The following is a 15,431-nucleotide window of genomic DNA, read 5'->3' as shown; positions in this document are numbered from 1 at the left end:
ATTTTTGTATTTCGCTGAGGAAAAACCCGTTATGGCCAGAAATTCAGTTAGCCGTTTTCGTTCAAATCTGACGATCATATTTGCCGTTGCACTGTTTTGCATCCTGGGAATTGCCGCGTCGCGTTCCGAGATGGCGAGTGGCGGAGCATTCGCCGCATCGGCACGTTCAGGTTCGTCAGACACCACGAAACCGCTATCGCCGCGCCCGACGATCAATGGCCAAAGAGGCTCACAACAGCTTGCTCCACTCGCCGACAGGTCCACGATCGTGTTTGGTTCGGGCTCGGACACGGTGGCACTTTTATCGATCACGAATGTTGGTACACAAAATGATGTGACGCTTCTAACCTATACCCACGAACGTGATCCCGTATTTTCGCCCGATGGAAACAAGGTTGCGTTCTTCAGCTATCGGGATGGCGAGGGCGGTTCCGGAATCCATCAGATCTATTCGATGAACCCAAACGGGATGGATCAAACGCGTTTGACCAACATGGCGGGCTACAAGGAATCTATGATTTACTCGCCGGATTCATCAAAGATCGCCTTTATCAACGACGCAGATCTGTGGTCGATGAATGCAGACGGTAGCGGTGCGGCGACGATCCTCGACAAAGATAACACTATCTCGGATCCCCAGTATTCGCCGGATGGCAACACAATCATTTTTATCTACGATAATCATCTCTGGCGGGTCGATCCTGATGGTTTGAATGCGTCCCAGATTGTGAGCCAGAACTATATCTACCACGCCCGCTTTTCGCCTGACGGCACAAAGATCATTTATTCCTCTTCGGATTCGGACATTTATACGATGAATGCAAATGGCACCGGCGAGCAAATGATCATCGATCACGTAGAAGTAAGTTATAGTCTTCAAGATCCTAAATATTCACCTGACGGCACTAAGATCCTGATGCAATGCAGCAATGGAGAAGCCAATATCTGCACGGCGGACAGTGACGGCCAAAATTTTGCTGCGCTCGGCGGATCCGTTCTTGATAGGGCTAACCCCGCGTGGAGTCCTGACAGCTCAGAGATCGCATTTATTGCTCGTGATAGCGCCGACAATACCTCCGGTGTGTATGTGGCAACGATCGGCGGACAACCGGCGAGAATCTACGGCGAAGGCCCGGGATCACAGTTGAACTATCTCGTATGGCAGCCCGAATGTCCCGGTACTGTTCCGACGCCAACCCCTACACCAACCCCAAGTGGGACGCCGATACCGGGCCTTATTTCTGAGTGGAATGCAAACGGCCTTAATGCCAACGACTCGCAAGGACTGAACAACGGCCAGTTCGTACACAACGCCGCGTTGATCGACCCGGGAAAACGCGGACTTGGATTTTATTTTTATGACGATGGCAGTGACACAGATGGCGGATATATAGAGATTCCTGACAGCATTTCGCTGGATGTCCAGACCGGCGATTATACGCTCTCGACGTGGTTTGAATCGAACCAGGCCGCCGAGCACTACGTCGCCGGAAAAGGAGCTTGTAATGGAAGCGGATCAAATTTCTACATCGGGGTCGACTCGAGTTTCGTTCCGTTCATCGATATAAGCCACGAAAACGGTGGTTCGCGTGCAAGCAACGACGCGTTCACGCTCTCGCAGAACGTCTGGCACAATTTGATACTCATAAAGGAAGGCACGTCGTTCAAGCTCTATGTCGACGGGGTCTTAGCATTAAACCACACCGAAACGGGAACTATGGGCGTAAACGATCAGCCGTTTACCATCGGAAAGGGAATCGGTTGCATCGCTCCTCAATTGACGACGAAAGGCGGCGTGGACGAAGTCCTGTTGTTTGGCAGAGCGTTGAACGCGACAGAACTCGACGCGATCTACAACGGCTATTATCCTCCCGCCGGGCCGACGCCGACGCCGACGCCTACCAATGGTGGTCTGGTGGGGTTCTGGCGTGCCAATGGCAACGCAAATGATTCGTCAGGGGGCAACAACGGCTCGCTCGAAGGTAACACGGCATACGCAACCGGACACGAAGGGCAGGCGTTCGACTTTGACGGCAATGGGGACCGAGTCCGTGTCCTTGACGGCGGGTCAGACGTGTTGGACGTCCAAACCGGCGATTTCACAGTTGCGGCATGGGTCTATATCCGGTCAAGCGGTGAGCACTTCATCGCTGGAAAGGACTCGGGCGACGGGTCATATTCGCTCAAGGTAATTGGCCAGCAGTTAAACTTTTGCCTTTTCAATAACGGCGGCGGATCGTGCATCAATACGGGCGCCGACGTCACACAAAACGTATGGCACCATGTTGCGGGGGTACGCTCAAATGGCCAGATCAGAGTTTTTGTCGACGGCACCGAGCGCTCAAGTACAGATTTCACTGACACGCTGCCTGCCATTTCGACCGATTTCACGATCGGTTCGCCGGTATATACCACATCGCCTCAACCGGATACGAACGGCCTGATCGACGACGTGCGTTTATATAACCGCGGACTCGACGGTACGGAAATGATCGCGATATACAACGATTCCGGATTTGCGCCGCGCGTATTCGGGGCGAAGAGTGTCGGAGGCGTTATGCCCATCGCAGGGGGGCCGGCTTGCCAGGCTCCGGCCGATCCGGCAGTAGAGCTCAGGGTCAATTGGCCGCATCCTGTTGCGGCCGGCAGGACGGCCAGCATCAATATTCACTTAAAGGACGATGCTTCCGCAGGCGGGACGACCGTGGCCCTCGCTTATCCAAACAGCGGGATCGTTGACGGCCCACCGAGCGTTACGATCCTGCAAGGCCACGATCAAGTCAATTTTGACGTTACTACAACGATGTCTTCGGAGTATCGAGTAGGAGATGTCATTGCGACACTAGGCACCGAAACTGCCCGCGTCACGGTTACTGTTGAGCCCGCGGCCCCCGACGTCGCGGTGTCAAACTTTGTCGCACCGCCCACGGTTGCCATTCTGCAAAATTTCACGGCTTCCTGGCGAGTGACAAACAACGGCCAGATTGCGACGGACGATTATCGGACAGACACGCTTTACATTTCGACAGACAACGTATTGTTCAATAGCCCGAACGATGTGGTCGTTGGCCGTAAGTACGAGAACGGTGCCGTGATCGCTCCGGGTGCGTTTCGTGATGTGACATTCGAACAGGCAAATATCCCTGCCGCAGCGATACCGACGGACGGGACATATTATTTGTTTGTGCTTGTCGGCGACGCCGGAACTGTACGGGAGCGAAACGGAAATGGCAATGATAACTACTCCTCCGTACCGATCACGGTAAATCGAAATCTCCCCGATCTGGTCGCTCAAAATATTGTCGCACCGACCGAGATCGAGCCGAATGTTTTATACACCATAAGTTGGGACGTTAAGAATGCGGGCAGTGTCGCAATAAACTCGGGATCAAATCACACGCCTTATTTTTCTTATGATGACGTGATCGGCAACGCTGACGATGTGCCGCTCACATATCGCAGGCTCGGAGCGATCGGGATAAATGAGACGCAATCATTTTCGCAACAGTTCATTTTGCCAACGGTTCCGGCCAGATCGTCGGGCGACGGCAAGTTTTACGTAAAGGTGGATACCGCAAACGAGATCTACGAAGATTTTCCAACCGGTCCGGCCGAATTGAATAACACCACTTGGATACCTGTACGATACGAATATCGCGTAGCTGACTTGCAGGTAGTATCGGTGACACCGCCGGCCGAGGTTGAGAGTGACACCGTGTTTGCGTTAAATTGGACCACCCAAAATACCGGCTCAAAAACGGCCCAGTCAATGGCCGAAAGGGTATATTTTTCGACCGACAATGTCGTTAGTGGGAATGACGTATTGCTCGATACTTTTACACTCGAGCAGACACTCGAACCGGGACAATCCGTCAATCGCAGCCAAAATGTGTCGATCCCGACGAATGCAATCACAGCAACGGGCAACTATTTCATCTATGTAGTTACGGATGTTTTCAATGTCGTGAACGAAGGTGCAAACGATGGCAACAACACGACATTCAGCCCGTTGCGTGTTCGCCGTTTGCTCAGGCCGGATCTGCAGGTAACCAATATTACGGCCCCCGCCACTGCGTTCTTTGACCAAGAGGTACAGGTGCAGTTTACGGTCACAAATACGGGTTCCGGCCCGACAAATGCGACCGGTTGGACCGACGAACTTTACCTTGCAGTAAATCAAACGCTAAACGGAGCCAATGTTCTGACGCGTGCGCAGAATGTAAGCTCGTTAAATCCGGGCGAAAGCTATGTGACTTCGCTTACGGTACGTATTCCACGTAGTCTGCAGGGCTCTTTCTATTTCTTGGTGCAAACAGATCGAAACTCTGACGGTGGGCAGGAAGTAAACGAAGAGAATGAAAATAACAATATTTCCACTCGCCCTCTTACCGTGAGCGTCCCGCCTGTGCCGGACCTCCGGGCGTCAAATGTACAGGCTCCGATCGAAGCGTTCGGCGGACAGTCGATGCTGGTGAATTGGACCGTAACCAATAACGGCGACGGGGCCACGCCGCCCGCCACGCCTACTTGGAACGATGTCGTATATCTATCGAAAGATCAGACTCTCGACGGCGCCGACCGTTACGTAGGCCTTCGTCCGCACACCGGAGTCCTTGCAGTTAACGCGAGCTATACCGTTTCCGGATTTTCATTGAATCTGCCGCCGGACGTGTTCGGCGACTACTACGTATTTGTTGTCGCTGACGGTCAGACTCAAGTATTTGAATTCACCAACGAAGGCAACAATTCTGATTACGACCGCGTTGGCGATGGTTCGCCGCTTCACGTGGTCGGTGCTCCGCCCGATTTCACCATAGTTGATCCGCTTTCTGCCCCAACGAATGCGAACGCGGGCGGAACGTTCAATGTGAACTACACGGTACGAAACCAAGGTGCATTCGACGCAGTCGGACCGTGGTTTGACGCGGTATTTCTCTCACCAACTCCGCAATTTGATGTGACGACCGCCATATTTCTCGGTAATACTTACCACAATGGTCTTGTGGCGGGTCAGCAGTACGGCGTAAGTCAATCAGTGACGATCCCGAATTGTCTCGACGGCACATATTATCTGATCGCAAGGGCAGATACGAACGGCAGCATTTTCGAGTGGGACCCGAACATCGATGCTGAGCTGAATAATTTCAGTGCCGCAAAGCAGATCACGATCAGTAATTTTGCACCCGACCTGAGGGTGAAAGAGATGACTATACCGCCCGTCGTGATCGACGGCGTGACTCCGATCAATTGGACAGTAAGGAATTACGGCACTGCGGCAACTTTGCAAACATCCTGGGTCGACCGAGTCTTTATCTATGACGGCAGTCAGTTTCGCGTGCTTGGTGACTTTCCGCATACCGGCGCATTGGCCGTGGATGGTGAGTATTTCCAAAACCAGATAGTGTATTTGCCCCATAATATCGAGGGTAGCGTTCAGATATTCGTTCAGACGGATGCGTATGGCAACGTGCCTGAATGTAGTCTGGATGACAATAACACTGACGCGCGATTGACCGATGCACAGGGCAATTTTCCGGATCTTTCGATCACTTCGGCAAATAACCCGTCGTCTGCCCAACTTGGTTCCACGGTGAGTGTTTCGTGGAACGGCATCAACACGGGTGACGCGATGCAATCGGCTACTTCTTGGGCCGATCGGGTCTACATTTCGAGCGATCAAACGCTTGGGCCAGGGGATACATCGGTTGGCAGTCAAGTCTTTAATACGCAGTTAGGGGCAAATGGGATCTACAACGGATCGAGCCAGATCACGATACCGAATCTGCCGGCCGGGGGCTACTATCTGATCTTCCAAGCCGATGCCGGCAACAATATCGAAGAGGGAACACGCGAAAATAACAATTCACTGGCTCTCCCGATAACTCTGACACTGCCGAATATCGATCTGCTTCCGACCACGCCAACGGTGGCACCGGTCCTCTATTCGGGACAATTTGCTGATGTTTCTTGGACCGTCAACAATGTGGGGGCTAACGCAACCGTTTCGACCCAATGGTATGACCATATTGTGCTCTCGCGCGACCTGATTATCGATCAGAACGACCGGATCCTTGATCGGGTCTTGCACAGCGGATCATTGGCTGGCGGCGCGGGCTATTCAGTCACGCGATCTGTCCGGATCCCGGAAGGGTTGACAGGTGAATATAAGATCCTGGTCATTGCCGATCGAAATAACTATGTAGTCGAGTCGAACGAAAATAACAACATCAGTCCGCCCGCGACCGTTGATCTACAGTTGCCGCCGCCGGCGGAATTAAATATTACGCACATTGCACCACCTGTTTCGGTCGGGCTGGGTGAGAGTGCGATATTTGAATGGACAGTTCAAAATTCCAGTGCCAACGCCGCGAGCGGTGTATGGCAGGATTCGGTTTATTTCTCTGCCGACGCAACTTGGGACAGCAGTGATACGTTTATCGGTGCCCGCCAACACAACGTGAGCGTTGCACCCTTCGGAACCTATACTGAAACTTTGGAAAGCGTAATTCCGCCTATCGAGACCGGATCGTATTATGTGATCGTGCGAACCGATGCTCGCAACACCATCCGCGAATCTAATGAGGGTAACAACGTTTCGAGTTCGGTGTCGCAAACAGCGGTCACCATACCGACATTGACATTGGGTAATGTCCTTAATACATCGCTTGCGACGGGACAGGAGCGATTCTACAGCATCTTTAACGTGCCCGCAGACGAAACTATGCTGGTAACGTTAACCGGCGAGGCCGGTTCAAGCAACGAGCTCTATACGCGATTTAACAATATGGTCTCGCGTGCCAATTACGAGATTCAAGGCACACGACAAGGTGAACCGGATCAGGAAAATCTGGTCGGAAACACGTTTCCCGGCAAATACAACACGATGATCCGCGGAGACTATGTTCCAAATTCGTTCGCTGAACAGTTGAAAGTCGCGGATACACGAAAGGCCAAAGCAGACCAACTTGCTCAACAGGTCGCCTTAAAGGCGGAACTGCTGCCATTTGGAATACGGCGTGTATCGCCCGGAACTGCGGGGAACAATGGCTACTCGATGATCTCGGTCGAGGGAGCAAAATTCCAGCCCGGAGCGTCGATCAAACTGGTAAATATCGCGGATTCGACCGTGATAGTCCCGATGCAGACGTTTGATATCAGTTCAATAAATACCGCCGGCCTATTTAACCTCAATGGTGCCGAGCCCGGTAACTATAATGTTGTACTGACTAATCCAAATAGCCAAACCTCGACGTGGTCACAAAACTTTGTTATCACGAAGGGCGGAGGCGAGAGCCTCAGGACCGAGATAACGGGCCCCGGCGAAGTGCGCGGTAATTTCTATACACGTTATACGATCTCGGTTTCAAATGAGGGCAAAAACGACGCGATCACTGTGCCGATCATTGTTCGCCTTTCGGCGGCAGCGATGAATTATCGGCTTTCGACGGCAAACTATTATGAGTTTGCCCCGGCCGACGACACCGTAGATCCGAATACCGTTCACGCCGATAGAAACGGCGAAAGAATACTTGCCCTATTTGCTCCGATCGTTCGAGCAGGCGAGACCGTAAATATTGGGATCGACGTCTCATTCGCCAATCGCGGTACGATCACGGCCGAGGCACTCGGCGGAGTCTTTGATCCGGCACTCGCCTCGGTGCCTCTCGATCAACTCATTGCGTCAGCGTCCGGTCGAGATGTTTTGAAATGCTGGACCAACCTTGCGTTTAATACGCTCCTTGCTGCTCTCAGCGAGATATTTCCGATCAAATGTGCGGCGGGCATCGCTAAAGTGATCGGAGCGGCGTTTCTGGGTGATGCGATCACGTCTGCAGCCGGTGGTGCAAGGACCGGAGACTTTGTGTCATGGTCAACGCTTTGGGGCTTGGCCGCAAAGGCCATGAGGGCAGCGGAGGAATGTGCATTCGAGGGGCTGAAATATTTTCCGCTTGCGAAAATAGCATCGATAATATTTGATATTTATCAGCTGTTGGCACTTGGGGCCGAATGTCTTAAGCTGACCGCTGAATACGTGTTACCAGTCCATACTAATTTGCCGAATGATCCGAATGACAAGGTCGGGCCATATGGCTACGGACCGGAGAAATTCGTGCCCATAGGGAAGCCTCTGCCCTACAGAATTAATTTTGAGAACAAATCGAGTGCGACCGCGCCTGCCCATCGAATACGGACGGTCGATCAGTTGCCCGCGACGCTCGACCCACGGACCGTAAGGTTGACAGAGATCGGATTTAAGCAATATCGCATAGTAATTCCGCCAAACCGTTCGTTCTATCAAACGCGAATGCAGCTCGGCCCGGACCTCGATAATTTGCAGGCTGACATCACTGCCGGAGTGAATGTGGCGACGGGTGCCGTCACCTTGACAATGATAGCGATCGATCCGGCCACCGGAGAGGAACCGATAGATCCGGGCCGCGGTCTCTTGCCGCCCAACAACGCTACCAACGATGGCCAGGGCTACCTCGCGTTTACGGTCATACCGACGGCAAACCAACTGACGCGGACCGATATTGCCAATACGGCGACCATCTATTTTGATGATAATGAGCCTTTGGTCACCAATACCACTACAAATCTGATCGATGCCGATATTCCCGTCAGTCAGTTTGCCGCATTACCGGCGACCGGTGGCGATCCAAGTTTCCCAATAAATTGGTCGGGAAGTGATGATGGAAATGGCTCAGGACTCAAGGGTTTTGACGTATTTGCGTCAGAAAGCGGCGGCGCGTTTTTACCGTTTATCTCTGACAGCACTTCGACAAGCGGTGTATTCAACGGGCGATATGGCCGAACTTACCAATTCTATTCGGTTGCAAGTGACAATGCCGGCAACTATGAATCGGCACCGGTAACTCCGGACGCGACGATACGGATCTTAGGCAGTGCCGTTGAGAGCGACGTCGCGGGCTATCCGACCGGTGACAATGACGGTCTCGTCAACGATAGCGACGTCAGCCAAGTTCGGCGGTTTGCAGCAAAATTGGATCAGGCGAACACGTTCAATGATTTTCAGGCAGCTGATTCATCACCGAGTGCGGATGGCGGCAACGGAAGTTTGAGCGTCGGCGACGTGATGCAGTCGAGGCGATTCGCTTTGGGCCTGGATCCGCTACAAGACTATCAGGGTCCGATATCTTCGGGCACATTGACCGGAAAGCCTATAACGGGCAGTTCAAACGGATTGCTGCCGCGGGGGATCACTCCCTATACCGTCAGTCGGATCGGTAACAAGTTGACCGTTGCCATTTCGCTTGAGGCACAAGGTGATGAGACGGGAGTCGGCTTCACACTCAACTATAATACGAGCGATCTGGCCAACCCGCAGAATATCTCACTTGGTGAAGATGCGGCGGGTGCCGTCTTGACCGCAAATACCGGACAGGCCGGCAAGGTAGGGTTGATAATTGACAAACTGCCGAGCCAGCCATTTTCTGCAGGCGGAAAATACATTGCGAAGATCGAGTTTGACGTGATCTCTGCTAATGCCACGACGATGATCAGTTTTGGCGACGATCCGGTTGCAGGCGAGATCGTAAATGGCGGGGCGTTTGCTCTCGCCTCGACCTTTAGTGACGCCACGATCACGATGCTTGGGCCAACTGCGGCGGGCGTATCGGTCGCGGGAACTGTGAAAACAGCAGGCGGACGGCCGATCGGAAATACAGTGATATTTCTCGCTGACGATCTCGGCGTCAAACGGCGTGCGATCACTAATCCGTTCGGACAATATAGATTCGATGATGTCGAAGCGGGCCGTTCGTACGTGATCGGAGCCAAGCACAAGACATTCCACTTCGCAAACGCGAGCTATGTGATCACGGTTACAGATGCAATAGGGAATGCGGATTTTGTGGCTCAGGAATGAGACTGCTCACGAACGGGTGAGTTCGCGCTGGAACCAGGCTTTGGCAAATGTCCATTCGCGGCGGACCGTGGTTTCGGAAATGTCGAGAATATAGGCGGTTTCTTCGATCGAGAGGCCGCCAAAAAATCTGAGTTCGACGATCTTTGCTTGGCGGGCATCGGTAGCCTCCAGTGCAACCAGAGCATCGTCGAGCTTGAGAACGTCAAAATCCTTTTTGTCCGGAAAGCTGATCGCGTCATCCAGGATAACCCGCTGCCCGCCTGATCGCTTTTGTGCATTGCGCTTGCGGGCGTGATCGATCAGGATCTTGCGCATCACCTCGGCCGCGACCGCAAAAAAATGAGCCCGATTCTGCCACGAGACGTTTTCCCACTTTACTAAACGAAGATACGCTTCGTGCACGAGTGCCGTCGCCTGAAGCGTATGATCAGAACTTTCCCGATTGAAATATGCGTGTGCGAGGCGGCGAAGGTCGTCGTAGACAAGCGGCAACAACTCGTCAGGCGCCGTCTGGCTGCCGGAGCTCATTTGTTCTAGTAAAACTGTGACGTCGTCGGTCTTGGTCATCGGTCAGGCGCGCTTCTAGAACCACATTTGAATCGTAACATAAGGCAATCGCGGAACCGAAATATTTTGCCTGGTACTTATCTAGTTAGATCGTGCGGGTTCCGCGGTCGCTCCGACGATATAGCTGTCACGGGCACGAACGACGAGATTCGGGCGATCGACCCTTACCTTTATATCTTTTCGCTGACCGGGTTTGCCCTCGGCGATCGGAACGTAACCGATATTGTACTGACGCCGAAGTTCTTCAGCGATACCCTCGAAAGCCGCCCTTAAGCCTCCCGGTGTGTCTCCGGGGCGGAAAACACGGCCGCCGGTGTAAGCGGCAAGGTCATTCAGATACTGACGCCCACGCTGATAGTCGGCAGCACTCTGGCCTCGGGGATTAAAAATGCCGCCGCGGCTACCCAAAACGCCGCCATTGATATTGGGCAATGGTGAGCCTGTGCCGCCATTGTTGGAAGCGTACGTATTGTAATAAATGGGGAAGATCATCGCGTCCGATTCTTCCGCCATATCGATCGTGCTGTCGTATCCGGAGCGGCTCGATGTCGTATCTACGCCATCGGTAAATAGTACGATCGCCTTGCGTCCGGGGATCTTGCTGAGGCGTTTGCGCAGCGAAAAATCTACAGCGTCGTAAAGCGATGTGCCGTCGCCCCAATTCGCCCGGCGGATCGCTTTGTAGATCTTCTGACGGTCGTTCGTCACCTCGGTCAGGACGTTAACGTTACTGGCAAATTCAATGACCATCACGCTATCCTGTGGCTTTAATTGATCGACAAAAGCGGTGGCCGCCGCTTGGATCTCCTCGATCTTGTATGCCGTGGACGGACTGGTGTCGATCAGCAAAATAACGGTAAACGGCTTATCTATAGTGCCGAAATACGCGATCTCCTGCTCTTTGCCATTCTCAAAGATCGCAAAATCTTCTTGTTCGAGCCCCGGTATATATAGACCATTTCGGTCAAATACTGAAACCGGGATCGTGATCAAATTGGTTTCGACCTTGAGGACCTCGTCGTCGCCGACCTCGACCGGCGTGTCGTTGCTACCGGCTTTCGGGTTGGCGGTACCGCTTTGTCCCAATTTGGGAAAGCCGACGGATGGCCGGTTTCGTCGTGGTGCCTGTGGCTTTGATTCAGAATAACGAGGTGCTGCGTCGGATTTAGCATTGCTGACGGCAGGCGGCGTCGAAATGGGTGCCGGTGCCACGCGGCGCCCGGATTGGCCATACATCGCCGGAATGAAGATCAAAGTGAACGCAACGAACAATAATGAACGAACCATTTTCATATTCCCCAACTCAATAGACGTGGTAAACCAGTGGTTTGATGCTCGACACATCAAAAAAGATCGTCCTTATCCGAAAATCATAGTCCATATGGTCGAAACGCTGAAACCCAACATTATCAGCACCACGCCCCAACCGGTCGCTTTTAGCCAGAACGGATGATCATAATCGTCGATCACAGTCGATCGATGGGTAGCGATCAATACGATGGCAAGGCCGATCGGTAGGATAAACCCGTTGATCGTCCCGGCCCAGACCAGAAGTCTTACAGGTTGGCCAACCGAAAGGTAGATCGCTAGCGAGATCAGAATAAACCCGATGACAAAATACCTGTTTTTCTGCTCAATTTTAGTGTGAAGTGTCTTAAGGAAGGACATAGACGTAAATGCCGCCCCAACGACCGAAGTGATCGCTGCCGCCCACATAACCACGCCAAAGAGCCTTAGCCCGAATGTCCCGGCCGCATTTTGAAACACAGATGCCGGCGGATTTTTAATATCGATCGACGCTCCCATCGAGATAACGCCGAGAACCGCCAAAAATAGGAGTACGCGGATCACGGCCGTTAGAGCGATCCCGGAAACCGCCCCGCGATTGACTTTGGCCAGGTTATCGATCCCTATCACTCCGGCGTCAATCAGGCGATGGGCGCCGGCAAAGGTTATGTATCCGCCGACCGTTCCACCTACGAGCGTAACGATCGCTTTTGGATCTATTCGCTCCGGGACAAAGCTGTGATACACGGCATCGCCCAAAGGTGGGCTCGAAGCGTAAACGACATAGACAATCAACAAAAGCATCAGGACGCCTAGGATCTTGACGAAAATATCCATTGCCCGGCCGGCGTCCTTAAATAAAAAGAGCACGATCGCTGCTCCCGCACTGATGGCGGCACCGATCTCGACGGGCAGGTCGAAAAGTGCGTTGAGTCCGAGGCCGCAACCGGCGATATTGCCTATATTAAAGACAAGCCCTCCGAATGCGACAAACGCCGCAAGTACATAGCCGCTGCCGGGAATCGTTTCATTCGCAAGATCCTGTCCGCGTTTGCCGGTGACGGTCAAGATCCGCCAGATATTTAGCTGTGCAAATATGTCGAGTACCACGGACAGCAATATCACGAAGCCAAAACTTGCCAGTAACTGCTGTGTGAACACAGTGGTCTGCGTTAAAAATCCGGGGCCTACGGCCGACGTTGCCATCAGAAAGGCCGCTCCGTAGATGGCCGGCCGTGAAGTTCTAAGTGGTTTTCCTACAGTCATATAGCGACCGAATACTTATGTTACTGTTTAATAAAAGTTCACGTATCGCCACGACCGCATTTACAGGATCCTCACCGTCGCCGTGGATGCAGATAGTGTCACATTGCACTACGACTTTTGACCCATCAGCCAGAAAGACGTCCCCATTCAACGCCATCGACAACGCCTGTTTAGCGGCGATCTGTGGATCGATAATAAGAGCATTTGGCCGATCTCGCGGCGTCAAACTGCCGTCGGATCGATATGTTCGGTCGGCGAAAACCTCCGATGCCGTTGTGAGTCCGGCGATCTTAGCCTCGGAGACGGAGCAACTGCCTGCTAAACCAAATAGCATCAGATCGGGATCGATAGCTTTGACTGTGTGAGCGATCGCACTTGCGACTATCGGATCGCGAGCAGATCGATTATACAGGGCACCGTGAGGTTTCACGTGAGAAAGTGCCGCACCCGCCGATTCACAGATATTCCGCAGTGTGAGTATCTGATCGGTCAGGATATGGATCAGATCGCTTTCCACAAATGACATATCAATTCGCCCAAAATTATCGCGGTCGGGATATCCCGGATGGGCACCGATCGCTACGCCATTGGCAACTGCAAGATCGACGGTACGCCGCATTGTCTGTTCGTCACCCGCGTGATAACCGCATGCAATATTAACTGATGAGACGTACTTCATCAGCTCGGCATCGAAGGGGCAACCCTCGCCCATATCACAATTTAGATCGATCGATCTCATTGGTTATTGTCAGGTTAGCATACATTAAAACCGTGGATTTAGACTCGGCGTCTGAGACGGCATCCGATACGAAACAGACTGAGTTCGTGTTCGATCTGTTGCCGGAGGCTTTCCGCTTCTTCAATGCCGACAAGATGAAAACATAACTTAGCACCACCGCCGAGTTGGGCCGCAACGGGCAGGTCGTGAGCGATGATATGTGCGATCCGCGGGTATCCGCCGGCGGTCTGATGATCCGCCATCAAGATGACGAGTTGGCCGTCCGGCAGTAATTGTATCGTTCCGTATGTGACAGAGGACGAAACCATCTCTAGCGGTCGCGTGGTGGCGAGTGGCTCAGCTTTTAATCGAAATCCCATTCGGTCCGATGCGTGTGAAAGCTCAAAGGTCTGCTCGGTCAACGCCGCTTTACCGGCTTGGCTCAGAATTCCATATTCGGCACCCTTGATGATCCGGAGCGTCGGAAAGCGACTGTAAAATGGGATGAGCGATGTAGCCGCTATTTGCCGGAGAGCGTTTTGGTCAAGACTTCCGTCTGATTCCGGCGATCGGAGTACGTCGCCATTTCGAAGTGGTCGTCCGGCAACGCCGCCAATGCCGGCCACAAGATTGGTCGATGAACTACCGAGCCAGGTATCGGCGATAAAGCCCGCGTTTACAGCGATATACGCTCGCTCACCTGATGCTTTACCTTCAAATCGTAAAATGCTTCCGCTACGGGCGATGTGGCACCGCCAATTGTCGATCGGCACGCCGTCGAGAGTTGCCTGAAAGTCCGCTCCGCCGAGAGCGAACATCAGATCGCCGCCAAATCCGATCTCGGCGGCAGGAAAGTGCATCTCGAGTACCGGGGTATTTTCGTCGTTGCCTGCGAGGCCGTTGACGATCCGCGCGGCCCTCTGATCCATCGCACCGCCGGGGTTGATCCCGAACCTGCGATATCCTGTCCGTCCGAGGTCCTGGATCGTAGTCAGGAATCCGGCTTTTATTATCGTTATGCTGGTCATTTTGGGACAAAGCGTACCCGATCGCCCGGTCGAAGTTGCGTCAGCGTGTCGCCGTACGGCGTGAATAGTTCCAGGTCGGTACGGCCGATTATCTGCCAACCGCCGGGCGAACGGAGCGGATAAATGCCGGTCTGGCGCCCGGCGATGCCAACGCTCCCCTTCGGCACAGACGTTCGCGGTGAACTGCGCCGCGGGACGGCGATCCGCTCATCAACCTCTCCCAAATACGCAAAACCGGGAAGAAACCCGAGCATATACACACGATATTCGCGCGACGTAAATATCTCTATCGTCTCACGCTGGTCTAAGCCGGAGATGTCCGCAATATAGTCGAGATCGAGTGCCGCATCGGGTCCGAAATCAACAGTGATGTCGATCGCCTCGGCCACAATATCGCCTACCCGCTGTGGCATACGCGATACCATTCCGGATATCACTTCACGAACGGCGGCAAATGCCGTTTCGCCATCGGGAAACATACTTTTCACGATCAAAGGGTCGTAGAAGAAGGTTGTTGAAGCGTAGGCCGGGACCGATTCGATCAGCCACGGAAACCGCTCGGATGCGACGGCGTTAGCAAGCGCAATGGCTTTGTCATTCAAGTGCTCGGAGATCGCATTGCCAAATTCAACCGTCAAGGCCGCGTCACCGAGTGGGAAGTACCTGATCGGAAAAT

Annotated in this window: 7 protein-coding genes; 1 reads left to right on the top strand and 6 read right to left on the bottom strand. The window is 53.2% G+C overall.

Features of this window, described 5'->3' with window-relative positions:
* Positions 1-31 precede the first annotated feature (31 nt).
* Positions 32-9,889 carry a PD40 domain-containing protein gene (locus tag IPQ00_02780; GenBank protein MBL0239491.1) on the top strand — a complete coding sequence of 3,286 codons (9,858 nt, stop codon included), beginning with the start codon at positions 32-34 and terminating at the stop codon, positions 9,887-9,889.
* 6 nt (positions 9,890-9,895) lie between these two features.
* On the opposite strand, the gene IPQ00_02775 is transcribed toward IPQ00_02780, so the two are convergent.
* From IPQ00_02775 to pxpB, 6 genes are all read right to left on the bottom strand, one after another.
* On the bottom strand, positions 9,896-10,456 hold the full coding sequence (locus IPQ00_02775) for a sigma-70 family RNA polymerase sigma factor (GenBank protein ID MBL0239490.1): 561 nt from the start codon (positions 10,454-10,456) through the stop codon (positions 9,896-9,898).
* Positions 10,457-10,537: 81 nt separating this feature from the next.
* Complete coding sequence (locus IPQ00_02770; protein ID MBL0239489.1) at positions 10,538-11,749, bottom strand: VWA domain-containing protein; 1,212 nt, start codon at positions 11,747-11,749, stop codon at positions 10,538-10,540.
* A 66-nt stretch (positions 11,750-11,815) separates the two neighbouring features.
* Positions 11,816-13,009 carry a divalent metal cation transporter gene (locus IPQ00_02765; GenBank protein MBL0239488.1) on the bottom strand — a complete coding sequence of 398 codons (1,194 nt, stop codon included), beginning with the start codon at positions 13,007-13,009 and terminating at the stop codon, positions 11,816-11,818.
* Positions 12,987-13,748: a LamB/YcsF family protein gene (locus IPQ00_02760; protein MBL0239487.1), complete on the bottom strand. Its 762-nt coding sequence runs from the start codon at positions 13,746-13,748 to the stop codon at positions 12,987-12,989. The genes IPQ00_02765 and IPQ00_02760 overlap by 23 nt, the downstream gene beginning before the upstream one ends.
* 38 nt (positions 13,749-13,786) lie before the next feature.
* On the bottom strand, positions 13,787-14,755 hold the full coding sequence (locus IPQ00_02755) for a biotin-dependent carboxyltransferase family protein (GenBank protein ID MBL0239486.1): 969 nt from the start codon (positions 14,753-14,755) through the stop codon (positions 13,787-13,789).
* Positions 14,752-15,423, bottom strand: coding sequence for a 5-oxoprolinase subunit PxpB (gene pxpB / locus IPQ00_02750; GenBank protein MBL0239485.1), 672 nt, complete (start codon positions 15,421-15,423; stop codon positions 14,752-14,754). The genes IPQ00_02755 and pxpB overlap by 4 nt, the downstream gene beginning before the upstream one ends.
* Between the last annotated feature and the right edge of the window lie 8 nt (positions 15,424-15,431).

It is taken from the genome of Chloracidobacterium sp., assembly GCA_016720705.1.
Classification (GTDB): Bacteria; Acidobacteriota; Blastocatellia; order Pyrinomonadales; family Pyrinomonadaceae; genus OLB17.
This window is presented reverse-complemented; position numbering and strand designations above follow the sequence as displayed.

Bases quoted from the DNA above. Each gene is read 5' to 3' on its own strand.
- IPQ00_02780 (MBL0239491.1), top strand. From the start codon at position 32: ATGGCCAGAAATTCAGTTAGCCGTTTTCGTTCAAATCTGACGATCATA.
- IPQ00_02775 (MBL0239490.1), bottom strand. From the start codon at position 10,456: ATGACCAAGACCGACGACGTCACAGTTTTACTAGAACAAATGAGCTCC.
- IPQ00_02770 (MBL0239489.1), bottom strand. From the start codon at position 11,749: ATGAAAATGGTTCGTTCATTATTGTTCGTTGCGTTCACTTTGATCTTC.
- IPQ00_02765 (MBL0239488.1), bottom strand. From the start codon at position 13,009: ATGACTGTAGGAAAACCACTTAGAACTTCACGGCCGGCCATCTACGGA.
- IPQ00_02760 (MBL0239487.1), bottom strand. From the start codon at position 13,748: ATGAGATCGATCGATCTAAATTGTGATATGGGCGAGGGTTGCCCCTTC.
- IPQ00_02755 (MBL0239486.1), bottom strand. From the start codon at position 14,755: ATGACCAGCATAACGATAATAAAAGCCGGATTCCTGACTACGATCCAG.